Genomic DNA, 22,655 nt, shown 5'->3' on the forward strand with positions numbered 1-22,655 from the left:
AATGTCAACGATGTATAACCGGGTGCCGAATGGCGCCTTAGCAGAGGCTTGAGCCGTGTGCTGGGAAACTCGCATGCACGGTTCTTAGGGGGTTGGACGTAGGTAACTGCGTCTGACTACCCGACAACCAGGTGCGGCCTTGGGCGTTGGGACGTAAGAACTGGTTATTTGCAGGTTCGCTGCGTAGTGGTCAGCGAGCGGCAAACATCATGACTTTAATCCAGTCAGCAAAGCTGAATGGGCTGGATCCGTATGCCTATTTAAGTGATGTGCTGAAAAGGCTGCCGACACATAAAGTGACCCAGATTGAAGAGTTACTGCCACACTGCTGGAAACCTGAACCGAATTAAAAAATAGGCATGGGGTTCAGCGGACGCTTACCCAAGAGTTTGGTGATTCTAAAGATTCGGGTGCCTTTCTTTCTGTGTCTTATAATTTTGGTGGCGGTAAACGTGTACAAGCGGATGTTGGAACCAATAAATCGGGTGGTATACGTTACATTCAAAATTCCTTTGGTGAGTATGGTGCAAACTATTCTATTGGTGCAGATTATCGAAATGATGAGGTTGCATTCAATACTTACGGTGGTTTGTCGACTGATGTCGGTGACCTCATGATGAGTTATATCAAGAGTGATAGTGATTATTCATTCCAGACTGGTTATCGCGGTGCATTGGTGTGGCTTGGCGGGCAGTATGCATTTACTAGTTTTGTAGATAATGCATTTGCACTTGTGAAAGTTGGTGAGCGTGAGGATATTGATGTCATGCGTTCTATGTCGCCAGTTGCGAAAACCAACAAAAATGGTTATGCCTTTGTTCACGATATTGTTCCTTATATTAATTACGATATTTCATTTGATGAAAATCAATTACCCATTGAAAGCAAAGTTCCAAATGCAGCACACCGGTTAGTCGCACTAAGGCAGCGTGGCTATACCATTAATTTCCCAATTTTCGATACGCAACAAGTTTTAGTCAAAATATTGGATGAACAGGGCAATACCTTTATTGCCGGCAGTGAGGTCTCAATTGATACGCCGGAAGCAGATATTTATCCAATTGGTACAGATGGCACAGTGATGTTATATGGCTTGGTTGACGGAACCTACAAATTGACTGTTAGAACCAGTGGTGGTCGCTCTTGTCAGACCACCCTTGTTGTTCCTAAAAAAGTAGAAAACCAAACGCCTGAACTCAAGACATTACTGTGTAAATAAGGAGATTTTAGGATGAAAAGTTTAATATTTGTTTCGACTGTATGTCTCAGTACGATGTCATTTGCTGCACCAAGTTACTGTGAATTAGGTCGTGTAAGTGAGTCACATATGCGTTTGGCTAACTATTATAATAGTCAGGCAGCGAGTAGCTTTAGTGTAAATTGCTCAAATAAATACCGTATACGTTTTAATAGTCGTAACTTGCAAGATTCATCAGGCAATAGTTTTGTGAATAACGGTATGGTGAAACTCAAAACACGTATGACTGTTTCAGGTGCAATGGAAAATATTTGGAATGTACCGACGGAACAAGGTGCTGGGCGCAATGATTATGTGGTTGCAGTCCGCCTTGTTGAGCGAGTGACATCGACAACGCCAGCAGGCAAGTATAAAGATACGGTATTTGTAAATATGGTGTTCTAAGGTCCAAAGATTTTATGAATGAAGGATTTGTACTAAGCATTATCATTAAATTGTCAAAAACCTCAGCTAAGCTTGAAAAAAATAAAAGCTTGGTGAGTTATGGTAAGTTCAGTAAAAAGCAGATTATTAAAACCAGATAATTTTTCTGAACCCTTTAAATTTTACTTTAAACCTAAGGCCAAACAAGATCGAGTAAATGACCTCGCGGTATTGGAACGTTCTTACCGATCAAAATTAAAAATCACCTTGGTCACTGAAACTTGGGCGCCTGAAATTAATGGAGTAGCCCATTCACTTTTACAGCTATGTAAAGGTTTGCAGGGATTAGGTCATCAAATTCAGTTGATACGTCCCGAGCAAAAAAATATATCTGATGAGTTTAAAGCGAATCAAGAATGCTTGGTTTGGGCAAAAAGTATTCCAAAATATGCAGATATGCAGTTTGGTATGCCGCAATATAAAAAAATACAAAAAGCGATAGCCTCTTTTCAGCCTGATATTGTGCATATCGTGACAGAAGGGCCGCTTGGATTAACGGCTCAATATGTAGCGCAAGCGCAAAAAATACCTGTCTCTAGCGGTTTTCATTCTGCGTTTCATGATTTTAGTCGATTCTTTGATTTGGCTTTTTTAATGAAGCCAGTACAGCACTATTTACGTTGGTTTCATAATAATACCCAGTTGACCTGCGTTCCGAGTCAAGATACGGCAAAAGCATTACGCTCACTCGGTTTTGATTGTCCCTTAGTCGTGGTGGGTCGTGGGGTGGATCACACGCGATTTTCTCCGCAACATTTGAGTACAGCATTAAGGCAACAATGGAAAGTTGATGAAGATACACGTGTCATGCTTTATGTGGGTCGCTTGTCACCTGAAAAAGAAGTGGATGTGCTTATTAGTGCATATCGTTCCATGCAAGTTAAAAGTAATCAATTCACCCAATTGGTTATTGTGGGGGATGGCCCTGATCGTGAACGGTTGGAACAGTTAGCGATGGGATTAGATGTCATTTTTATGGGGAGTTTAAGCGGGCAAGCATTGTCAGAAGCTTACGCAAGTGCTGATGTATTTGTGTTTGCCAGTCAAGTGGAAACTTTTGGAAATGTGGTGCTTGAGGCAATGGCGAGTGGTTTACCAGTCGTTGCCTATAATGCTGCCTGTGCAAGCGTGCATGTGCGTTCAAATACAGGTTGGCTGAGTGAACTGGGACGCACAGATGATTTTATACGGCATATACAAGGCTTACCTAGTCGAAAAACCTTACAACAAATGGGAATGTGTGCCGCACAGGATGCTGCTAAAGTGGGTTGGCAGCATCCTGTACAACAATTTGAACAGGCGCTATATCACGTTGTTGAACAGACTTTAGTGGCTTAATGGTGATGATCATGTGAAAAAAGCCACTACTATAGAGCATTCATCAAAATGTCATGAAAGCATCATTTATATGTCAAATGAGTAGAGTAAATTCAAAGCTAAATAAAATCTGATGAAAATAACAAGAGACATCTAGCGTGACCTCAACACAGTCGAGAATGAGACTGTAAATAGGAGTAAAGCGATGAATTTAAAAAATGCAAAAACAAGAATGCTGTCCCTAGACTTAAAAGGTTGTTTGTATCTTAATCATTTCTCCCACCAACAAGCTGTAGCACAATTTTTTAAAATGATTAGCCGATTGGGCGATGGTCTGTTTTGGTATGTGATGTTATTTGCTGTTTGGTTGCTACAAGGTTTTGCCTATAGCCTACATATATTGTATGTGGTGCTGGGTGGTTCGATTGGTACCACATTATATAAGTTATTAAAAAAGAAAACGGTACGACCACGTCCATATCAAGTGCATCAAGTGATTCGACTAGGGGAGCGTCCACTTGACCATTTCAGTTTTCCTTCCGGTCATACATTACATGCGGTGATGGCAACGACGGTATTGGGTTATATCCAACCGCTTTTATTAATCTTGATGTTGCCATTTACATTGTTGGTGGCACTTTCTCGTATGATTTTGGGCTTACATTATCCGAGTGATGTCGCAGTCGGGGCAATTATCGGAGCGAGCGTGGGGAGTAGTATCATTGTATGTGCTCCATGGTTTGGCTTAATGTTGTAAAAGGCATTTCAGCACCTGTGTTAAATATGGTAATAAAAAATAAAAACTGTTTTTACGGCAGATTGCTGAAATTTGATAAAATGTCGCATCATTCTTTATACGATGTTAGGAAGACCCATGGGTTTACGCTGGACAGATACTATTGATATCGCAATTGAGTTATACGAAGCTCATCCTGATGTTGATCCACAATGGATTCGTTTTACAGACCTACATGCATGGGTTTGTGCCTTGCCTAACTTTAGCGATGACCCTGAAAAGTCGACTGAAGGACTGCTAGAAGGAATTCAGATGGCCTGGATTGACGAAGCAAGTTAATCCCTATATCGAAAAAAGCAATTTTTTTGCAACGCAAAAGCAGAAAATAGCGCATTATTCGGTATAATGCGGCAAAATTTTCACGTCAAATTGACTTAAGGAGCCAATCATGGCTATTGAACGTACTTTATCTATCGTAAAACCAGACGCAGTTGCTAAAAACAACATCGGTGAAATCTTCGCTCGTTTTGAAAAAGCTGGTCTTCAAATCGTTGCAACTAAAATGAAACATTTGACTCAAGCTGAAGCTGAAGGCTTCTACGCTGAGCACAAAGAACGTGGTTTCTTTGGTGACCTAGTTGCATTCATGACTTCTGGTCCAGTTGTTGTTTCAGTTCTTGAAGGCGAAAACGCTGTTCTTGCTCACCGTGAAATCCTTGGCGCAACTAACCCTAAAGAAGCTGCTCCTGGTACAATTCGTGCAGACTTCGCTGTAAGCATCGACGAAAACGCTGCTCACGGTTCTGACTCTGTAGCATCTGCTGATCGTGAAGTTAACTACTTCTTCGCTCAAACTGAGATCGCTCCACGTACTCGTTAATTCGAAGTATTCAAACCAGATAAGTGGTATACTGCTTGTCTGGTTTTTTTATTCCCTGAATAATCCTTCGCTCAAATACTGAGCATCTCCTTTTTATCTTTAGACATGGTTTAGGTAATTACACATGAGTACTGAAGTAGTCGCTACATCAGCTGTTTCTGATGCACAGCAACAATCTCCATCCGCTCCGACACAGCAAAATACTGTAGAGAAAGTGAATTTACTGGGCATGTCACGTCAGCAAATGGAAAAATTCTTCGAAGAAATGGGGGAGAAGAAGTTCCGCGCAGGGCAGGTGATGAAATGGATTCACCAATTTTTCGTGACCGATTTTGCTGAGATGACCAATATCTCAGGCAAACTACGTGAAAAACTGGAAAAAATTTGTGAAATTAAAGCGCCTGAAGTGGTGCATAAAAACTATTCTAAAGATGGTACCCGTAAATGGGTATTCCGCGTGGGTGATGGCGCGGGCTCATTGGTTGAAACCGTACTGATTCCTGCTGAAGATAAAACTGGCGCACGTAAAACTTTGTGTATTTCTTCACAAGTCGGTTGTGCACTGGATTGTTCATTCTGTTCTACAGGTAAACAAGGCTTCCAACGAGATTTAAGCCAAGCTGAAATCATTGGTCAGTTGTGGATGGCAAACTATTCTTACATGGAAGAGGTGCCTGTGCTTGAGCGTGAACGTTCAGTGACCAACGTCGTGATGATGGGCATGGGTGAACCATTACTGAACTATGATGCGGTATTAAACTCGATGCGCATCATGTTGGATGATTTTGCATACGGCATGTCTAAACGTCGTGTAACGTTGTCAACTTCAGGTGTAGTGCCTAAGATTGATCAATTGGCGCAAGATATTGATGTGGCTTTGGCAATTTCCCTACATGCACCAAATGACGAATTACGTAACGAACTTGTTCCAATTAATAAGAAATATCCATTAGAACAATTGATTGCGGCATGTCAGCGTTATATTGCCAAAGACGGCAATGAAAGTTCACGTAAACACGTGACCATTGAGTATGTTATGTTGGATGGTGTGAACGATCATCCTGAACATGCTCAGCAAATGTTAAAGCTGTTGAAAAATTTACCAAGCAAAATTAATTTAATTCCATTTAACCCGTTCCCGCACGCACCATACGGTCGTTCAAGCCGTAACCGTATTATTTCTTTCCAAAAAACTTTGTCTGATGCCGGTTTTGTGTGTACGATTCGTCAGACACGTGGTGATGATATTGATGCTGCGTGTGGACAATTAGTGGGGCAAGTTGCTGACCGTACACGTCGTGCGGAGCAATGGAAAAAGAAAGTTGCGCAGCAAAATGAGATTCTGCGCTCACAAGGATAATAAAGAGGCAGCCAATTGAAGAAGTTAACCTATAAGTTTGCTTTCGTTTCATCTTTATGTGCATCGGTTTTAGCATTAAGTGCGTGTCAAACCCCTGATGTGGGTAAGAAAGACCCGGAAAAAGCTGTAAAGATTCGAACTCAATTGGCTGTTGAACATCTAAAATCTGGTGACTTGGATGCTGCAAAGCGTGCCCTAGACCAAGCATTAGAAGTGAATTCACGTGATTCACAGGCCAATATGATGATGGGTGTCTTGCTGCAACAAGAAGGCAGTAAAGAGAATCTAGAAAAAGCAGACAGTTATTTTAAGCGGGCGATCTCAGCTGACTCAAAAAATTCGCAAGCACGTAACAACTACGGTACGTACTTATATCAAGTTGAGCGCTATAATGACGCGATTGAACAGTTGTCGATTGCTGGGTCTACACTTGGCTATGAGCAACGTTTCAAAGCATTGGAAAATTTAGGTCGTATTTACCTGAAAGTGGGCGATGTAGCGAATGCTGAAAAATCATTCAAACAAGCTTTACAGGCTAATCGTGATTCTTATGTTTCAATGTTAGAGTTGTCTGAAATTTTTTATTTGAATCAGCAATTCCCTGCTGCAACACAAATGTATGAACAATTTGTTCGTGCAGTGGGTCAGAAAAACCAAGGTGCTCGCGCACTTTGGATTGGCATTCGCACAGCTCGTGCCAATGGCGACAATTTGGGTATGCAGGTACTGGTGAACCAGATGCGTGCTTTGTTCCCAGAAAGTCCTGAATACCAACGCTATTTGCAATTACAGTACAGTACTGAGGCCGTATGGAAGTAAATCCTAATTCACCGCAATCGAATGGTTCGAGCGTCGCTCCAAATGCATTAGGAAATGTACAGCGCCCGGGTGAGTATTTACGTCAAGTACGTATTACACAAAAGCTGGAACTTGACGCTGTTTCGTCAGAACTCAATATTCCAATTAAAACGTTGACCGCACTTGAGCAGGACGACTATAAGTCTTTGCCAGAAGCAACCTTTATCAAAGGTTACTACCGTACCTATGCAAAATATTTGAAAGTAGATGCGACCAATATCATTCAGCGTTTTGATGATATTTATGCCAACGATACGGGTTTATTGCCAAACCATGCACTCAACAATTCACCGATTAAAATTATGGGTAAATTGCCGGGTTCTAATCGTGACCGCAACCGCAAATGGTTAAAGCGCGGCTTAATTGCATTGGCAGTGCTAGTCGTGATTGGATTAATTGTGGCTGCTGTGCAAGGGATGTCATCGGATAGCAGTAATGAAGATGCTGTAGCGCAAGATGCAAGCTCAGAAGTTCAAGTCTTAAATATGGATGGTGGTTCTGCAGTGTCAGGCGATCAGTTAACTTTAACTTTTAATCGTCCTACCTCGGTTCATATTGTAGATTCGACAGGTAAAGTACTTGCGACAGGTCGTCAGGCTTCGACTTTAAATTTAAATGGAGAAACACCATTCCAAATCCGTTTGGATGACGCTACAGCGGTGTCATTAAGTTTAAATAATGAAAGTATTTCATTGTCACCATACACTGTAAACGGCAAAGCAGAATTCCGTTTATCACGTTAAGGGACAGCAGAGCAGACTGAATCATGATTGAAAATCCAATTAAACGCCGCCCAACACGTAAAATAAAAGTTGGCTCGGTCTATGTCGGTGGTGATGCGCCGATCAGCATTCAAAGTATGACCAACACAGAAACCTGTGATGTAGATGCGACTGTTGCTCAGATTCAGCGTTGTGTTGACGTTGGCGCAGACATCATGCGTGTTTCAGTGCCAAGTATGGAAGCTGCTGAAGCATTTGGTGAAATTCGTAAGCGTGTGCAAGTACCACTCGTTGCGGACATTCATTTTGATTATAAAATTGCACTGCGTGTTGCAGATTTGGGTGCAGATTGTTTACGCATCAACCCTGGCAATATTGGTTCTGAAGCAAAAATTCGTGAAGTGGTTGCCGCTGCAAAACACAATGACATTTCGATGCGTATTGGTGTAAATGCCGGTTCTTTAGAAAAAGACATTCAAAAGAAATATGGTGAGCCGACAGGTCAAGCGCTACTTGAATCTGCAATGCGCCATATTGATATTTTAGATCGCTTAAATTTCCATGAATTTAAAGTATCTGTAAAAGCATCAAATGTGTTTTTAACTATGGATGCCTATCGTTTATTGTCTGCACAAATTGATAATCCATTACATTTGGGTGTGACAGAAGCGGGTGTTTACCGTACAGGTTCAGTCAAGTCTGCGATCGCTTTAGGTGGTTTGTTGATGGAAGGCATTGGTGACACCATGCGTATTTCATTAGCAGCAGAGCCTGAAGAAGAAATTAAAATTGGTTTTGATATTCTAAAATCATTGGGGCTACGCTCAAACGGCATCAATTTTATTGCTTGCCCGAGCTGTTCACGTCAAGAATTTAACGTGATTAAAGTGATGCAAACATTGGAAGAGCGTCTTGAAGATGTTCGTGTTCCGATGGATGTATCTGTGATTGGCTGTAAAGTGAATGGTCCAGGTGAAGCCAAAGAAGCGGATATCGGTGTAGTAGGTGCAAGTCCACGTTCACTGGTGTATCGTAATGGTGAAAAGAGCCATTTAATTGACACAAATCAGTTGGTTGACGAAATCGAAGCGATGGTTCGTCAACGTGTTAGCGATATTGAAGACGCTAAAGCAAAAGAGATTATTCGCACAAGTTTTTCTGAGTAGATCATGAGTTCAATTGTCGCAATTAAAGGTTTTAACGATATTCTCCCGACGCAAACGCCTGCGTGGAGACGTCTTGAACAACATTTAGCATCTTTAATGGATGCTTATGGTTATCAACAAATTCGTTTGCCGATTGTTGAGCAAACAAATCTGTTCAAACGTTCAATTGGTGATGCAACAGACATCGTTGAAAAAGAAATGTACACCTTCTTGGATAAGGGTAATCCTCCAGAATCGTTAACGCTGCGTCCAGAAGGGACTGCAGGTTGTGTACGTGCAATGCTTGAGCATAACCTGCTTCGTGGCGCGACACCGCGCGTGTGGTATGTTGGCCCAATGTTCCGTTATGAAAAACCACAAAAAGGCCGTTACCGTCAGTTCCATCAGTTTGGTGTAGAAACCTTTGGTGTGGCAACTCCAGATCAAGATGCTGAATTGATTTTGATGACAGCACGTTTGTGGAAACGCATGGGTGTGGCAGATAAAGTTCAGCTTGAACTCAATACCTTGGGTGAGTCTGAAGAACGTGCTAACTACCGTGCTGCATTGGTTGAATTCTTAGAATCTCATAAAGCAGATTTAGATGAAGATTCTCAGCGCCGTTTGACTACAAATCCGCTGCGTATTTTGGATTCGAAAGATACTAAAACTCAGAGCATTCTAGAAAATGCACCAAAACTTCACGACTTCATGGGTGAAGAAACGTTGGCGCATTTTGCGCAATTGCAACAGTACCTCACTGAGGCGGGTGTAAGTTTTGTCATTAATCAAAAATTGGTTCGTGGTCTCGATTACTACAACAAAACCGTTTTTGAATGGACGACAACACACTTAGGTTCTCAAGGGACAGTCTGTGCGGGTGGTCGTTATGACGGTTTAGTGGGGCAATTAAAAGGTAAAGCAGATCAATCTGTACCTGCGGTTGGCTTTGCGATGGGTATGGAGCGCTTACTTCTACTTCTAGAGCAAGTTGAAGACAACACGCCAGTACGTGACTGTGAATTGTTCTTGGTATCTGATCCTGTAACGCAAGGCAAAGCCTTAGTGCTTGCAGAACAGATCCGTGACCAGCTTGAAGCAGCTGGTAGTAATATTCGCCTCAAAGTTGGTTCGCAAGGTTCAATGAAATCACAAATGAAAAAAGCAGACCAAGCCGGTGCTTTATTTGCGGTGATCTTTGGTGAACGTGAACAAGCAGCGAGTCAAGTTTTGGTGAAAGAGCTTGCTATTGCTGAACAGCATGAAGTAAATGTGGCAGAATTTGTTACATTCATCATCGAAAAAATTTCTTCAAAATAAGCCATATAACATAAGGAAAAGGGTAATTTCATGAGCGCATTGAGTGATGAAGCACAACTTGATAGTTTAAAATCGTTTGCTAAAAAATATGGCTCTGCCATTGTTAGCGGCATTTTAATTGCGTTAATTGCCTTTTTCGGATGGGAATACTGGCAGAAGAAAACTTTGGCTGAATCGCAAATGCAAACAGCCAAAGTGCAACAATTGATGGATGATGCGCAAACGGCGACAGGTGATGCGTTCACACAACTCTCTGCTACTGCAGACAAAATTGTGAAAGAAGCACCTGACTCGCCACAAGCCATTCAAACTCAATTGCTTATGGCGAAATTAGCTTATGATAAAGCTGATTATGCAAATGCTGAAAAAGCTTTGAAGAAAGTTGAAAACTCTAAAGTTGATGATGCAGGCTTAATTCAATTGGTTAAATTGCGTTTAGCTTATGCGCAATTGGCTCAAAAGAAATATGATGAAGCTTTAAAAACATTAGAGGCTGTAAAAGAACCTGCATTTACAGCGACAGCTGATGAAGCTCGCGGCGACATTTATGTTGCAAAAAATGATATCGAAAATGCAAAAAAAGTTTACCAAAGTGCATGGGATGCTTTGGTTGAACGTCAAGAAGAACGTCAAATTTTACAAATTAAACTCGAAAGTGTAGGCGTTTTAGTTGATGATCCTGAAATTGAACGTCCAATTATAGATACACAAGTGGAAGCAACTGAATGAATAGAAAATACAAAATTACCTGTGCGCTGACAGTTTTAACACTTGCTTTGACTGGTTGTGCCAGCAAAGGAAAAGTAGAAAAAGTAAAACCAAATCCGCTACCGAAATTAGTGCAGGCAAAAACTTTAGTCCCTGTATTTTCTAACAGTGTTGCGTCGACTGATGAAGCAGATCCACTGCGTTTACGTATGGATGTTGATCAAGGTGTCGTTTTTACCGTAAATCCAAACGGTGAAGTTGAAGCATTTAATGGCAAACAGCGTCTGTGGCAGAAAAAAGTTTCTAAATCTGGCTTAACTGCTGGTGTAGAGGCAGCTGATGGTATTGTTGTTGTGGGTAATGCCAAAGGTCAACTGTTCGCTTTGGATCAAGCAACAGGTGAGCAAAAGTGGGTTGTACAATTAACAGGTGCACTACTTTCACCATCACTTATTCAAGCGGGTCGTGTTATCTCTGTGACCAATGATGGTACTGTTTATGCGAATGAAGTTGCGACAGGTCACCAAACTTGGACTTACAGTTTGCCAAACGTGCAATTTAGCTTACGTGGCATGGCGGCACCAGTTGCACTTGATGCACGTAATATTTTAATTGCTTCATCAAATGCGTATATCTATGTGATTGATGCAATTAGCGGTGTGCCAAAATTACAACGTCGTGTTGCAGTGTCCGATGGTCGTTCTGATATTCAACGTCTAATTGATATTGATGGTGAACCGACTGTTGCTGGTCAATTCTTAATTACTACAAGCTATCAAGGTCAAGTGACTGCATTAGACTTGGCAACCCAGCAAGTCATTTGGAGTAATGACGCAAGCAGTATTCAACGCCCAGAAGTTGTTGGTAATGGCGTGTTCGTTGCTCAGACTGATGGTAAAATTGTGGCCTACGAAATTACATCGGGTCAAAAATTGTGGGAAAATGACCAATTACTTAATCGTAATTTGAGTAACCCCGTGATGCTTGGTCAAGACCTAGTGGTTGGCGATTTAGATGGTGTCTTGCACTTATTAAATCCTGCGACAGGTGAGTTGGTTGGACGCTCTAAAACCAGTGGTGAAGTTCGTACATTACGTGTGATTGACAATCAACTTTATGTCTCTACACGTAAGGGTGCATTAAGCATTTGGCAGAATCGTTAATTTTTCTGCGGCTTATGTTAAAATAAGCCAAACCGTATTTTTGAACGCGGGGGATTGAACAGTCAATGCCCCGTGTTTTTTATTTATTTTAGGCATTTATCCTAATTCCATTCTTCCTAAGCTTTCTGATGTTCAGACCAGACCTAACTGGCTGATCTGGAATAAAGGTTAATCTATGAAACCCGTAATTGCGCTCATTGGTCGTCCGAACGTCGGAAAATCAACGTTATTTAACCAGATTACCAAGAGCCGTGATGCTCTCGTTGCTGATTTTGCCGGTCTGACTCGTGACCGTAAATATGGTGATGCGACCTATCAAAATAAATCCTTCATTGTTGTCGATACTGGTGGTATTGGTGAAGCTGAAGGTGGTATCGATTCATACATGGCAGAACAGTCAAAAACTGCGATCCATGAAGCAGACATCATTGTTTTTGTTGTCGATGCACGTGCTGGTCTTTTGGCATCTGATGAACAAATTGCGCGTGACTTACGTACTTTAGGTAAAAAAGTATTTTTGGTTGCCAACAAAGTAGATGGCGTACACGCTGAAGCTGCTTTGGTTGAATTCTTTAAACTTGGTATGGGCGAGCCTTTACAAGTTGCAGCGAGTCATGGTCGTGGTGTACAGCAAATGCTTGAAGAAGTATTGGCTGATGTCCCTGAAGATGAAAATCCAGATTTACATGACCAAGATACAGGCTTACGTTTAGCGGTCATTGGTCGTCCAAACGTGGGTAAATCGACACTCGTAAACCGCTTGCTGGGCGAAGACCGTGTGGTCGCATTTGACCAACCGGGTACAACACGTGACTCGATTTATATTCCGTTTGAACGTGACGGTCGTAAGTACACTTTAATTGACACAGCAGGTGTGCGTCGTAAGGGTAAAGTTGATGAAATGATTGAGAAGTTCTCAATTGTGAAAACTTTACAAGCGATGAAAGATGCCCATGTTGTTGTGATTGTAGTGGATGCGCGTGACGGTATTGTTGAGCAAGATTTACATTTGATTGGTTATGCACTGGAAGCAGGGCGTGCCATGGTAATTGCGATCAACAAATGGGACAACATGTCTGAATATGATCGTAAACAATGTAAGTTGGATGTTGATCGTCGTTTTGACTTTATTCCTTGGGCAAAAATTCACTTAATTTCTGCATTGCATGGTACAGGTGTAGGTGATCTTTACCCATCAATTCACCGTGCTTATGATTCTTCGCACTTGAAAGTGTCGCCTGCGAAGATTACGCAAATTTTGAATGATGCAACTGAAGCGCATCAACCACCAATGGTGGGTGGTCGTCGTATTAAAATGCGTTATGCTCATATGGGTGGACAAAACCCGCCAACGATTGTTGTACACGGTAACAAGGTTGATAAAACGCCTGCGGATTATCGTCGTTATTTAGAAAACGTATTCCGTAAAGTGTATAAACTTGAAGGGACTCCAGTACGCATCGAATTTAAAACTTCAGATAACCCATTTGAAGGTCGTAAGTCTCAAATGGATGAACGTACGGCAGCGCGTAAACGTCGCTATGTTCAGAAGTTTAAGAAAGCTGAGAAGAAATTTAAACGTTAATTACTGCTAAATTTCTAAAAAAAGCCCATCACAGGATGGGCTTTTTTATGTTTAATATTTAATTTTTTTAGATTTTACATTTTTTGGCTTGGCGATAGATTTCAATATTGTCTAAATTCGCACGCGCGACTTCTAAGGTTTGCTGTGCTGTTGCAGCATCTGTTTGAACATTTTTGTTGCCAGAAAATGCGGTTGCCAATTGTCCCATACGTCCCGCAGTTTCAGATTGACCTGCAAAAGCAGACAAGGTATTTCCAGCCAGTCCAGCCCATTTTGAAATTTTATTATTTTGCTGAGCAGTAGCTTGGCTCGCAGCTAATTCAGATGCTTCTACGGTGCGTTCAAATGTTTTCTTTTCTACAGCAAGGTCGGTGCAATCTAAAGTTTTTAAGTAGCTCGTGCTATATACACTGTTGTTGCTATTGCTCGCTTGATTAAAATTGGATGCATATCCACGATCGGCTTGTGCTACGGCACTTGCTGCTTGAGCACGGCTTTGATTCATACGCGCTTCAGCTTGGTCCATAATTGCGCCATTTTGTGCACCCATCACCGCAACTGCAGCATCTAATAGGCCTGCGTGTGCATTGAACGTTAAAGCACTCACCGTACATACGAATAATAATTTTCTTAGCATTTTATAAACCCCTATATATTTAAATAAATCGTATTTAAAAAAACTAGAGTATTGTATCTAAATAAAATTATATTTAAAATAAATATTTGAAAATAAACATTATATTTAATTTTTTATAAAGAATTTTGGTTTGCTATTTAGCTGTTTTTAATATTTAAGTCATGCTTCATTTTAATCTGAATATTTTGATGTAGTAAACTAGACCGTAAATAAGGCAAGTCATAATCAGAAGGGGCAAGAGTGTCATGGCGAATATAGTTTTGGATTTTAGTTCGCTGAACGATATTGTTCCTCTGACTCATGGTTTAACACGAAAAGAACTGATTGAGCATCGTAAACAAGCGATCTATCAATATCGAAATCAATTACTCACCCTAAAGCTGCATAGTGAAATTAAAAGCTCAGATTTTGCCAAAACTGAATTTGGTAAGCCTTATCTTAGTCATTTCCCTAATTTTCATTTCAACCATAGCCATAGTCAGCAGCATTATGTTTTGGCCAGTAGCCAAAAAATGGCAAATTTGGGTGTCGATATAGAGGACTTAAATCGAAAAGTACGCTTTGAACAAATGGCGCAGCACATCTTTCACCCTGAGGAAATGAAACAATGGGAAAGTATCGATTTTGATCCACACTATTGGTTTAAAGTATGGACAACCAAAGAGGCTGTGCTTAAAGCATCTGGTTTAGGCATTCGATTGAATTTGACCGAGCTGAATACACAGTGTCATGCGACACAAAATGGCGGTATTTGTCATCATCCTCAATTGGGTGTATTTGCTTATCAAAATATTCAGTTAGCACAGGTAATGCTGACTGTTGCTTGGTCAAGCTCACTGAATTGCAAAGGTTTCAATTTTCCAAAAATTGAATTGAAATTTTCGCCATAAAAAAACCTTGCTCTGGCTGAACAAGGTTTTTTCAAATCTAATCTAAATCCTGTTTAGATTAGATTTTGCATTTTTTAGAACCTTGGTAGATACCAATGTTGTCTAAGTTTGCTTGAGCAGCAGATTTATTGGCTTGTTGAATATCAAGGTTAGCTGCTTCAGAAGTATCTTGCTCACCAGCCAAGCTGTTTGCAATGTTACCCGCACGCGCTGCTTTTTCAGAGTTACCACCAAATGCTGCCAATGCGCCACCAGCTAAACCAGCAAATTTACTTAAAGATTTGCCAGGTGCTTGAGCAGATGCTTGGATGTTTGCAATGTTTTTGTCAGCAGCTTCGATTGCGCGTTTTGAATTTGCTTTTTCAACTGCAAGTGTAGCGCAGTCCATCGCTTTTAATTCTGAAGATGCGAATTGCGTAGTTGCAAAAGCAGAAATAGAAATAGTTGTTGCAGTTGCAAGTACAAGTAATTTTTTCATGAATAATTTCACTTTTTTTGTTAGAAAATAAAAGTCCTATGTAAAGGACGGTCGAATATTAGGCAAAAAAAGTTACTTTTTCCTGTTTAAATGTGACAAAAATGTAAAGTTATGTAATTGGCGTATTCTTCATGTTTCTTGAAAATCATCAATTTTTTCGATTCTATTTGGCAATAAATAGGTTGCTCAAACGGTTTACAAACTGCGGACTGAAGCGAGATAAATGGAATAAAAATTTGGCTTTAGCACCTACTGGCGTGTGTGTTGGTGTAAAGGCATTTTCTTTGAGATTGGCTAAAGTATAAATTTGTGCAGCCACATCTTGAGCACTTAAATTCACCCCCATTTTCTTGATACTTTGTGCATCCATATCTTTGACCATGGCTGTTTGGACAAATAGCGGCATAACATCTAATACACGAATCCCATGCTTTTGCCATTCTATATCTAAGCTTTCGGTGAAGCCTCTAACTGCAAATTTAGAAGTTGAGTAGCTTGCAAGGTCTGCTTGTCCATAAATTGCGGACGCAGACGACAAGTTAATAACTCGGGCAAATCCAGCACGTTTTAAAAAGGGAAGAGCGGTATAACAACCATTGATCACCCCTTTAATATTGATATCAATGGTTTTGTGGTGGTCTGCTAAATCTGTGTGTTCAAAAGCACCTGAATATAAAACCCCAGCATTATTCACTAAGATGTTAATACTGCCGGCCCATATTTCAAATTCTTTGAGAGCGGTCAGCCATTGCTCAGGATTAGTTACATCTAACTGACCAGCTTTGGTATTTTTTCCTAACTCATTTGCAACTTGTTGGGCTTGGCTGCCATTAATATCGTATATCCCAACTTTATAACCTTGCTGATGAAATAAGCGAGCAATTGCTGCGCCAATTCCTTGTGCAGCACCACTAATAAAAATACTTTGCATGTTATTCTGCTCCTAGTTATTTTGCTAAATCCTTGAGTGATTTTTGAGCATAGCAAACAAAACTGAATGAATACATGTACTGGTGAGTAAAAAAGTGAGTGTCCACATGGAACAGTTATTGGCGGTAATGAAACAACTTCGTGAACAATGTCCATGGGATCAGCAACAAACGCCAGAAAGCTTGACACGCTATGCAATAGAAGAAGCTTATGAGGTCGAAGCTGCTGTACGTTCTGGGCAGGTCAATGATGTAAAAGATGAACTTGGGGATTTATTACTACAAGTGGTTTTCCAGTCACAGATGTACAGTGAACAAGGGGCTTTTGATTTTCATGATGTCGTACAAGCCATTACGGATAAATTAATTCGTCGCCATCCACATGTTTTTCAAGCAGAACAATTTTCAGCGTTAAGTGCCGAAGATGTTGCAACACTTTGGCAGCAAATAAAGTTACAAGAAAAGAAAGGCAAACCTCAATCTAGATTAAGTGAAATAAAACATGCACCCGCGTTGTCACAAGCAGATGCAATTCAAAAAAATGTAGCAAAAATTGGTTTTGATTTTGCAGATATTGATGGTGCTTATGGCAAGCTTGAAGAAGAACTGGGAGAGTTGAAAGATGCTTTAAAATTGCAAAATTCCGACGAAATATTCGATGAATTTGGAGATTGCTTATTTTCACTGGTCAATGTTGGCCGTAAGATAGGCGTTTCGAGTGAAATGGCACTACTGAGTACGATTCACAAGTTTAGAAGTCGATTTGCTTATATTGAGCAACAAGCCGAATTACAACAAAAAAATATAGAAGACTTGTCTTTGGCTGAAATGGATCAGCTTTGGGAGCAAGCGAAATTATACTTAAAACAACAGGCTAATTATGAGAAAAAAACTCAAGATTGAAGTATTTTATTTGATGTGTATTGCTGTCTTGTTTTCACCATTTGGTTATGCCGAAAGTAATTCGGGTTATGCCGAGTGGAAAGCCTTGCAGCAATCACAAGATCAGCAACTCAAAAAAGCGGGTGTTATAAAGCATCAGCAACATTCAACTCAAAAGCAATCAGCGACACAGTCAGCCAATCATTATTTAGCACGGCCTGCATTATCAGCGAGTTCTCAAGCCAATCAAATCCGTATTAATACGGCCTCAGTAGCAGAGTTGCAATCATTGAACGGTATCGGTCAAAAAAAGCTGAAGCCATTGTGGAATACCGCACTAAAAATGGAAAATTTAAAACCATTGAAGATATTCAGTTGGTGAAGGGGATTGGGCCAGCTTTATTTGCCAAAAATAAAGCTAGAATGGCACTCTAAGCCAACTGAAAACTTTGTAAATCTATTAAGCTTTGAATCCAACAGAGGGAGAATCAAATTGCCCTTTGATTGTGTTAGAGATATCATTAGCAACATCTTAAGAATTTTACGTTCAGACGTAGGAGACAGCGTCTTTTGCAAACTTTGCGCGCGTCAAAATGTGGTTTATCAACCGCACAATTACCTTCTTCCATTTTAGATGTGATTGATGCCTTAAATAAGGCAGGCTATGAAGCTTATATCGTTGGGGGCGGTGTCCGTGACCTCATGCTTGGTCATGCACCTAAAGATTTTGATGCTGTTACCAATGCGACTCCAGCCCAAGTGAAAGAAGTCTTTGGACGACGTTGCCGAATTATTGGCCGTCGTTTTGAGCTTGCTCATGTCTACTCAGGCCGTGAACTAATTGAAGTTGCAACTTTCCGTGCGCCACCGAAAAAGGCTGTTACCTCAGCAGCTGGGATGATTTTACGCGACAATAATTGGGGCACGATTGAACAAGACTTTGCCCGCCGTGATTTTTCTATCAATGCCATGTATTACCAACCACGCAAAGGCATTGTGCTTGATTTTTGTAATGCAGTTGATGATATCAAACATAAGACATTACGTTTATTGGGCGATCCGCAATTACGATTTGAAGAAGATCCGGTTCGGATGCTTCGAACTCTACGTTTTGCGGCAAAACTGAATTTTAGTATTGATGAGAAAATTTTGGATGTATTTACACCTGAATTAACTCAATTACTGCGTGATGTCTCTCCACATCGTCTATATGATGAATCGCAAAAATTATTCACGATGGGGCATTTGAAGCGTGTACTTCCGATGCTGATTGATTTTGGTATTTGGCATCAATTATTTGCAGATATCAAACCAGATGTGAATGCATTTATTGAATTGGCAGCAAAAAATACCGATCAACGAATCTCGATAGGGAAGACCATTAACCCTGCATTTTTCTATGCAGTGTTGTTATGGATTCCTTTCCAAGAGCGTTGCCAATTTTATTTAAATAAAGGCATGGTACCTGCTGAAGCCCGTGCGCAAGCTGGTCTAGACGTGTTAAAACGTCAAGCAACACGTACCATTATCCCACGTTTTGCTGAAACATTTATTCGTGAAGTTTGGGAAATGCAAACTCGTTTGTTAAATCCAAAACCACAACAAATTGAAGCACTTTCTGGCCATGCGCGTTTCCGTGCAGGTTTTGACTTCTTGTTGTTGCGCGAAAAATCAGGTGATGACAGCACACAAGGTATGGGCTTGTGGTGGGATGAATATCAGCAAATGAGTACGGATGAGAAAGAACGTGCCATTAGCCAATATAACCGCCAACGTGCGAAAAATCGACGCAAAGCGAGTCAAGATGAGGTTGAGCCAAAAAATGCTCAACAGCAAACTGAAATTGAACCTTTGGTAAATGAGCCTGAGCCACGTAATCGTCGTCAACGTAAGCCGAAAGTGAGTGCGCATGAGCGTACTGTTTCTGTTGTTGCTGCTTCTGCGAGTGGTGAAATTGGGGCAGATCATCCAATTATGAAGCGTCGTCGTGTGAAAAGGGATTTGAGCCAAGTGATTTTTGGGCCAACTCAATGATTAAGACGTATATTGGATTGGGGAGTAATTTAGGTGACTCGCTTCAGATTTTGACTGAAGCAGTACATAAACTTGCAACTCTGGGGCCGCTTCAAGTGTCCCAGTTGTACCAAAGTCCACCGATGGGACCGCAAGATCAACCAAATTATTTAAATGCTGCTGTACAACTTCAGACTGATTTAGCGCCATTGGCCTTATTGGATGAATTACAGCGCTTTGAACAAGAGTCGGGTCGTGTTCGTCTACGTCATTGGGGCGAACGGACATTAGATTTAGATTTGTTAATTTATGGTGATGAGCAGATTCAAAATGAACGTCTAACGGTTCCACATGTGGGTGTGTTAGAGCGTGATTTTGTATTGCGACCATTGCTTGATATCGATCCAAATCTAGTGATTAAAGGACAATTATTAAAAAGTTTAGCCATCTTGGATAATCCAAACTTAACAGTTTTGGATGCTGGGAATTGGGCGAATATTTAGTATTGAAAGACCACTTGTGAAAGTCGTCATCCGAGGAATATTGAAATGATTAGTCTAAGTGACTTAAAAAAACGTAAAGCCGAAGGGCGCAAATTCTCCTGCCTGACTTGTTACGATGCAAGCATGGCGAAAGCAATGGAAGTTGCTGAAGTTGATAGTATTTTAATTGGCGATTCATTAGGAATGACCATTCAAGGATGTGATTCAACTTTACCTGTTACGGTTGAAGATATGGCATATCACACTGCAGCGGTACGTCGTGGCAATAAACATGCGTTTATTTTGGCTGATTTACCATTTATGACTTATGCCACTTTAAATGATGCGTTACAGAACTCAAAAACCGTCATGCAAGCTGGCGCACAAATGGTCAAATTAGAGGGCGGTGCTTGGTTGGCAGAAACAGTGGAAATTCTAACTCGTAACGGTATTCCAGTCTGTGTACATCTAGGTTTAACTCCTCAGTCTGTACACGTTTTTGGTGGCTATAAAGTTCAAGCGCGTACACGTGAAACTGCGGACAAACTCATTGCAGATTGTCAGGCGGTGGTTGATGCAGGTGCAGCGATGTTGCTGCTTGAATGTGTTCCAGCACAAGTCGGCAAAGAAATCAGTGCATTGTTCCCGAATACGCCAGTAATTGGGATTGGTGCAGGCGCAGAAACTGATGCACAAGTATTGGTTCAACAAGATATGTTAGGGCTCACATTTAGCCATGTCGCTAAATTTGTCCGTAATTTTATGAAAGAACAAGCAGGTGAAACTGCAATTGTGGATGCGTTTAAAGCGTATCACGCAGCTGTGCTCGATGGCACATTCCCAGCACCAGAACATACATTCCAGATTGAGTTGTAATACATGAAAACTGAAACTACGATCCAGGGTTTAAGCGCTTCACTTAATCCAGCGCGCGCTGCACGCAAAATTATTGGCTTTGTTCCAACAATGGGGAACTTGCACGAAGGTCATCTGAACTTGGTACGTGAAGCTCGTAAACTTTGCGATGTGGTCGTGGTCAGTATTTTTGTTAACCCTATTCAGTTTGGCCCAAATGAGGACTTCGATAGCTACCCACGTACTTTAGAACAAGATCAGCATTTACTTGCTGAAGTGGGCTGCGATATCGTGTTTGCACCGACCGTAGAGCAAATGTATGGTAATAAGCCACGCCTGACCAATATTGCAGTGAGTGATATCACCAATGACCTATGTGGTTTACAGCGCCCAGGCCATTTTGACGGTGTTGCTGTGGTTGTCACTAAATTATTTAATATTGTTCAACCGAATTTTGCTTTCTTTGGTCAAAAAGATTTCCAGCAGTTGGCAGTGATTCGTCAATTTGTTCGTGACTTAAATATTCCGCTTGAAGTGATTGGTGTGCCAATTACTCGCGCTGAAGACGGCTTGGCGCTTAGTTCACGTAATGGCTATTTAAGTGCTGAAAATCGTGCGATTGCTCCAACGATTTATAAGACTTTGCAAACAGCAGAAGCTGAATTGCTTGCTGGTACAGCACTGGCTGAAGTGTTAGCGAATATGAATACCACATTGACAGCAGCTGGCTTTGTTGTGGACTATATAGAAGCACGAACACCAGAATTGCAAAAAATTGAGCAGTTTGATCAAGATGTGGTGTTATTTGTTGCAGCTAAATTGGGTGCAACACGTCTAATTGATAATTTGCAGGTTAAATACCCTGCAGCTTAAAACGGGAATGGGGTAACTCCGCGATGAAGCGCATATTAATTGTTACAGGTCAGTCCGGTTCAGGTAAGTCTTCTGCATTGCAGGTACTTGAAGATCTTGGCTATTACTGTATTGATAATTTGCCCTTGGCGTTACTCCCCGAAATTGTTGAAAAACTTAATGCTGAAAACAATCTAGAACAGTTAGCGTTGGGTGTCGATGTTCGAAGCACCCGCGCTGATCTTCAAGAGTTCGATCAGGTTTTTCAACAATTACAGCGACATGGCTCAGTTGATATTATTTACTTGACCACACGTGATCAGGAATTGATTGCGCGTTTCAGTTCATCTCGACGACCACATCCGCTGGCAAACCGTTTCAAAAGTTTAAATGAATGTATTCAAGAAGAGAAAAATCTTCTGATTCCAATTCAGTTACGTTCTACCGTGCATATTGATACTACGGATAAGAGCGTACATGATTTAAAGCACACTTTACTGTCGAAACTTGGGCAAGCAGATAATTTAATTCTGATTTTACAGTCCTTTGGCTATAAGCATGGTATTCCGCTCGACGCAGATTATGTGTTTGATGTGCGCCATCTGCCTAACCCGCATTGGGATATGGAGCTGCGTAAATTTTCAGGATTGGATGAGCCGGTTCGTCAGTTTTTACAGCAGAGTGAGCAAACCAATGAAATGTTTCAAGATATTTATAATTTCTTGGATAAATGGTTGCCGGCATTTGCTGAAGGGCATCGTCACTACATGACGGTATCCATCGGTTGTACAGGTGGACAACACCGCTCGGTATATATTGTAGATAGACTAAAAAAAGCTCTTGAGGCAAAATGGTCTATTCAGGTTCTACATAGAGAAATGAAGCACTGGTCATGATCGACACAACCGTTGACGTAATTAATAAACTGGGTTTACATGCGCGTGCATCTGGCAAGCTAATCGAAGTGACAACCAAATTTCGCTCGTCGATTCAAATTGGTAAAGGCGGAAAATTAGTTGATGCCAAAAATATTATGTCTTTGCTCATGCTAGGTGCGGGCAAGGGCACAACTTTACGCTTAGTGATTGAAGGTGCAGATGAAGAAAAAGCTTTATCTGAAATTCAAGCACTATTTGCAGCAAAATTTTACGAGGCAGATTAA

General features: G+C 41.0%; 24 protein-coding genes and 3 pseudogenes. 24 read left to right on the plus strand and 3 right to left on the minus strand.

The window, feature by feature from the left end; genetic code table 11:
- Positions 1-122: 122 nt before the first annotated feature.
- From FTT84_RS10090 to der, 15 genes and pseudogenes are all read left to right on the plus strand, one after another.
- Positions 123-350 (plus strand): annotated as a pseudogene (locus tag FTT84_RS10090) (transposase domain-containing protein); the annotation flags it as partial.
- A gap of 59 nt (positions 351-409) precedes the next feature.
- Positions 410-1,219: pseudogene (locus tag FTT84_RS10095) on the plus strand (fimbria/pilus outer membrane usher protein); the annotation flags it as partial.
- Positions 1,220-1,231: 12 nt separating this feature from the next.
- Positions 1,232-1,642, plus strand: a complete 411-nt coding sequence (locus FTT84_RS10100; protein WP_067763537.1) for a hypothetical protein — start codon at positions 1,232-1,234, stop codon at positions 1,640-1,642.
- Between the two features lie 99 nt (positions 1,643-1,741).
- Positions 1,742-3,019: a glycosyltransferase family 1 protein gene (locus FTT84_RS10105; protein WP_180081113.1), complete on the plus strand. Its 1,278-nt coding sequence runs from the start codon at positions 1,742-1,744 to the stop codon at positions 3,017-3,019.
- Between the two features lie 184 nt (positions 3,020-3,203).
- A complete protein-coding gene (locus tag FTT84_RS10110; RefSeq protein WP_180057475.1) occupies positions 3,204-3,755 on the plus strand; it encodes a phosphatase PAP2 family protein in 552 nt (183 codons plus the stop codon).
- A gap of 117 nt (positions 3,756-3,872) precedes the next feature.
- A complete protein-coding gene (gene iscX / locus FTT84_RS10115) occupies positions 3,873-4,073 on the plus strand; it encodes a Fe-S cluster assembly protein IscX (RefSeq protein ID WP_067763531.1) in 201 nt (66 codons plus the stop codon).
- Positions 4,074-4,182: 109 nt separating this feature from the next.
- Entirely contained in the window at positions 4,183-4,614 is a 432-nt protein-coding gene (ndk, locus tag FTT84_RS10120) for a nucleoside-diphosphate kinase (RefSeq protein WP_067763529.1), read from the plus strand.
- 124 nt (positions 4,615-4,738) lie between these two features.
- Positions 4,739-5,974: a 23S rRNA (adenine(2503)-C(2))-methyltransferase RlmN gene (rlmN, locus tag FTT84_RS10125; RefSeq protein WP_180057478.1), complete on the plus strand. Its 1,236-nt coding sequence runs from the start codon at positions 4,739-4,741 to the stop codon at positions 5,972-5,974.
- Positions 5,975-5,989: 15 nt separating this feature from the next.
- Entirely contained in the window at positions 5,990-6,793 is an 804-nt protein-coding gene (gene pilW / locus FTT84_RS10130; RefSeq protein ID WP_180081114.1) for a type IV pilus biogenesis/stability protein PilW, read from the plus strand.
- Positions 6,784-7,575 (plus strand): helix-turn-helix domain-containing protein, encoded by a 792-nt coding sequence (locus FTT84_RS10135; protein WP_180057484.1) that lies wholly within the window; start codon positions 6,784-6,786, stop codon positions 7,573-7,575. The genes pilW and FTT84_RS10135 overlap by 10 nt, the downstream gene beginning before the upstream one ends.
- A 23-nt stretch (positions 7,576-7,598) precedes the next feature.
- The gene (ispG, locus tag FTT84_RS10140) at positions 7,599-8,720 is read left to right on the plus strand and encodes a flavodoxin-dependent (E)-4-hydroxy-3-methylbut-2-enyl-diphosphate synthase (protein WP_067763521.1); all 1,122 of its coding nucleotides are present in this window, start codon (positions 7,599-7,601) and stop codon (positions 8,718-8,720) included.
- Between the two features lie 3 nt (positions 8,721-8,723).
- The gene (gene hisS / locus FTT84_RS10145) at positions 8,724-10,019 is read left to right on the plus strand and encodes a histidine--tRNA ligase (RefSeq protein WP_180057487.1); all 1,296 of its coding nucleotides are present in this window, start codon (positions 8,724-8,726) and stop codon (positions 10,017-10,019) included.
- Between the two features lie 30 nt (positions 10,020-10,049).
- Entirely contained in the window at positions 10,050-10,748 is a 699-nt protein-coding gene (locus FTT84_RS10150; protein WP_067763517.1) for a tetratricopeptide repeat protein, read from the plus strand.
- A complete protein-coding gene (bamB, locus tag FTT84_RS10155) occupies positions 10,745-11,890 on the plus strand; it encodes an outer membrane protein assembly factor BamB (protein ID WP_180057490.1) in 1,146 nt (381 codons plus the stop codon). Before FTT84_RS10150 ends, bamB begins: the two co-directional genes overlap by 4 nt.
- 175 nt (positions 11,891-12,065) lie before the next feature.
- Positions 12,066-13,475 carry a ribosome biogenesis GTPase Der gene (der, locus tag FTT84_RS10160; protein WP_067763513.1) on the plus strand — a complete coding sequence of 470 codons (1,410 nt, stop codon included), beginning with the start codon at positions 12,066-12,068 and terminating at the stop codon, positions 13,473-13,475.
- A 67-nt stretch (positions 13,476-13,542) separates the two neighbouring features.
- Here der and FTT84_RS10165 read toward each other — a convergent pair whose 3' ends face one another.
- A complete protein-coding gene (locus tag FTT84_RS10165; RefSeq protein ID WP_180057493.1) occupies positions 13,543-14,112 on the minus strand; it encodes a hypothetical protein in 570 nt (189 codons plus the stop codon).
- 245 nt (positions 14,113-14,357) lie between these two features.
- Here FTT84_RS10165 and FTT84_RS10170 point away from each other — a divergent pair, with 245 nt between their 5' ends.
- Positions 14,358-15,002, plus strand: coding sequence for a 4'-phosphopantetheinyl transferase superfamily protein (locus tag FTT84_RS10170; protein ID WP_180081117.1), 645 nt, complete (start codon positions 14,358-14,360; stop codon positions 15,000-15,002).
- A 58-nt stretch (positions 15,003-15,060) separates the two neighbouring features.
- Here FTT84_RS10170 and FTT84_RS10175 read toward each other — a convergent pair whose 3' ends face one another.
- Positions 15,061-15,480, minus strand: coding sequence for a hypothetical protein (locus FTT84_RS10175; protein WP_180081119.1), 420 nt, complete (start codon positions 15,478-15,480; stop codon positions 15,061-15,063).
- Between the two features lie 163 nt (positions 15,481-15,643).
- On the minus strand, positions 15,644-16,411 hold the full coding sequence (locus tag FTT84_RS10180) for an SDR family oxidoreductase (RefSeq protein ID WP_180081121.1): 768 nt from the start codon (positions 16,409-16,411) through the stop codon (positions 15,644-15,646).
- 106 nt (positions 16,412-16,517) lie between these two features.
- Between FTT84_RS10180 and mazG the strand changes: the two genes are divergently transcribed.
- From mazG to FTT84_RS10220, 8 genes and pseudogenes are all read left to right on the plus strand, one after another.
- The gene (gene mazG / locus FTT84_RS10185) at positions 16,518-17,312 is read left to right on the plus strand and encodes a nucleoside triphosphate pyrophosphohydrolase (protein WP_180081123.1); all 795 of its coding nucleotides are present in this window, start codon (positions 16,518-16,520) and stop codon (positions 17,310-17,312) included.
- Between the two features lie 13 nt (positions 17,313-17,325).
- Positions 17,326-17,726: pseudogene (locus tag FTT84_RS10190) on the plus strand (ComEA family DNA-binding protein).
- A 135-nt stretch (positions 17,727-17,861) separates the two neighbouring features.
- Entirely contained in the window at positions 17,862-19,325 is a 1,464-nt protein-coding gene (gene pcnB / locus FTT84_RS10195) for a polynucleotide adenylyltransferase PcnB (protein WP_180081124.1), read from the plus strand.
- Positions 19,322-19,807, plus strand: a complete 486-nt coding sequence (gene folK, locus FTT84_RS10200; protein WP_067763499.1) for a 2-amino-4-hydroxy-6-hydroxymethyldihydropteridine diphosphokinase — start codon at positions 19,322-19,324, stop codon at positions 19,805-19,807. Before pcnB ends, folK begins: the two co-directional genes overlap by 4 nt.
- A 45-nt stretch (positions 19,808-19,852) precedes the next feature.
- Entirely contained in the window at positions 19,853-20,662 is an 810-nt protein-coding gene (panB, locus tag FTT84_RS10205) for a 3-methyl-2-oxobutanoate hydroxymethyltransferase (protein WP_180081125.1), read from the plus strand.
- Between the two features lie 3 nt (positions 20,663-20,665).
- Positions 20,666-21,514 (plus strand): pantoate--beta-alanine ligase, encoded by an 849-nt coding sequence (gene panC / locus FTT84_RS10210; RefSeq protein ID WP_067763496.1) that lies wholly within the window; start codon positions 20,666-20,668, stop codon positions 21,512-21,514.
- A 23-nt stretch (positions 21,515-21,537) separates the two neighbouring features.
- Positions 21,538-22,389, plus strand: a complete 852-nt coding sequence (rapZ, locus tag FTT84_RS10215) for an RNase adapter RapZ (RefSeq protein WP_067763494.1) — start codon at positions 21,538-21,540, stop codon at positions 22,387-22,389.
- Positions 22,386-22,655, plus strand: coding sequence for an HPr family phosphocarrier protein (locus FTT84_RS10220; protein WP_067763492.1), 270 nt, complete (start codon positions 22,386-22,388; stop codon positions 22,653-22,655). Before rapZ ends, FTT84_RS10220 begins: the two co-directional genes overlap by 4 nt.

The sequence above is a fragment of the Acinetobacter sp. YH01019 genome, assembly GCF_013420285.1.
In the GTDB taxonomy this organism is placed as follows: Bacteria; Pseudomonadota; Gammaproteobacteria; order Pseudomonadales; family Moraxellaceae; genus Acinetobacter; species Acinetobacter gandensis.

Excerpts from the sequence above, each read along its gene's own strand:
- ndk (WP_067763529.1), top strand. The coding sequence starts at position 4,183 with ATGGCTATTGAACGTACTTTATCTATCGTAAAACCAGACGCAGTTGCT.
- FTT84_RS10135 (WP_180057484.1), top strand. The coding sequence starts at position 6,784 with ATGGAAGTAAATCCTAATTCACCGCAATCGAATGGTTCGAGCGTCGCT.
- FTT84_RS10175 (WP_180081119.1), bottom strand. The coding sequence starts at position 15,480 with ATGAAAAAATTACTTGTACTTGCAACTGCAACAACTATTTCTATTTCT.
- FTT84_RS10100 (WP_067763537.1), top strand. The coding sequence starts at position 1,232 with ATGAAAAGTTTAATATTTGTTTCGACTGTATGTCTCAGTACGATGTCA.
- FTT84_RS10150 (WP_067763517.1), top strand. The coding sequence starts at position 10,050 with ATGAGCGCATTGAGTGATGAAGCACAACTTGATAGTTTAAAATCGTTT.
- FTT84_RS10170 (WP_180081117.1), top strand. The coding sequence starts at position 14,358 with ATGGCGAATATAGTTTTGGATTTTAGTTCGCTGAACGATATTGTTCCT.
- FTT84_RS10105 (WP_180081113.1), top strand. The coding sequence starts at position 1,742 with ATGGTAAGTTCAGTAAAAAGCAGATTATTAAAACCAGATAATTTTTCT.
- FTT84_RS10110 (WP_180057475.1), top strand. The coding sequence starts at position 3,204 with ATGAATTTAAAAAATGCAAAAACAAGAATGCTGTCCCTAGACTTAAAA.
- rlmN (WP_180057478.1), top strand. The coding sequence starts at position 4,739 with ATGAGTACTGAAGTAGTCGCTACATCAGCTGTTTCTGATGCACAGCAA.
- der (WP_067763513.1), top strand. The coding sequence starts at position 12,066 with ATGAAACCCGTAATTGCGCTCATTGGTCGTCCGAACGTCGGAAAATCA.
- rapZ (WP_067763494.1), top strand. The coding sequence starts at position 21,538 with ATGAAGCGCATATTAATTGTTACAGGTCAGTCCGGTTCAGGTAAGTCT.
- panB (WP_180081125.1), top strand. The coding sequence starts at position 19,853 with ATGATTAGTCTAAGTGACTTAAAAAAACGTAAAGCCGAAGGGCGCAAA.
- folK (WP_067763499.1), top strand. The coding sequence starts at position 19,322 with ATGATTAAGACGTATATTGGATTGGGGAGTAATTTAGGTGACTCGCTT.
- panC (WP_067763496.1), top strand. The coding sequence starts at position 20,666 with ATGAAAACTGAAACTACGATCCAGGGTTTAAGCGCTTCACTTAATCCA.
- bamB (WP_180057490.1), top strand. The coding sequence starts at position 10,745 with ATGAATAGAAAATACAAAATTACCTGTGCGCTGACAGTTTTAACACTT.
- iscX (WP_067763531.1), top strand. The coding sequence starts at position 3,873 with ATGGGTTTACGCTGGACAGATACTATTGATATCGCAATTGAGTTATAC.
- ispG (WP_067763521.1), top strand. The coding sequence starts at position 7,599 with ATGATTGAAAATCCAATTAAACGCCGCCCAACACGTAAAATAAAAGTT.
- hisS (WP_180057487.1), top strand. The coding sequence starts at position 8,724 with ATGAGTTCAATTGTCGCAATTAAAGGTTTTAACGATATTCTCCCGACG.
- mazG (WP_180081123.1), top strand. The coding sequence starts at position 16,518 with ATGGAACAGTTATTGGCGGTAATGAAACAACTTCGTGAACAATGTCCA.
- FTT84_RS10165 (WP_180057493.1), bottom strand. The coding sequence starts at position 14,112 with ATGCTAAGAAAATTATTATTCGTATGTACGGTGAGTGCTTTAACGTTC.
- FTT84_RS10180 (WP_180081121.1), bottom strand. The coding sequence starts at position 16,411 with ATGCAAAGTATTTTTATTAGTGGTGCTGCACAAGGAATTGGCGCAGCA.
- FTT84_RS10220 (WP_067763492.1), top strand. The coding sequence starts at position 22,386 with ATGATCGACACAACCGTTGACGTAATTAATAAACTGGGTTTACATGCG.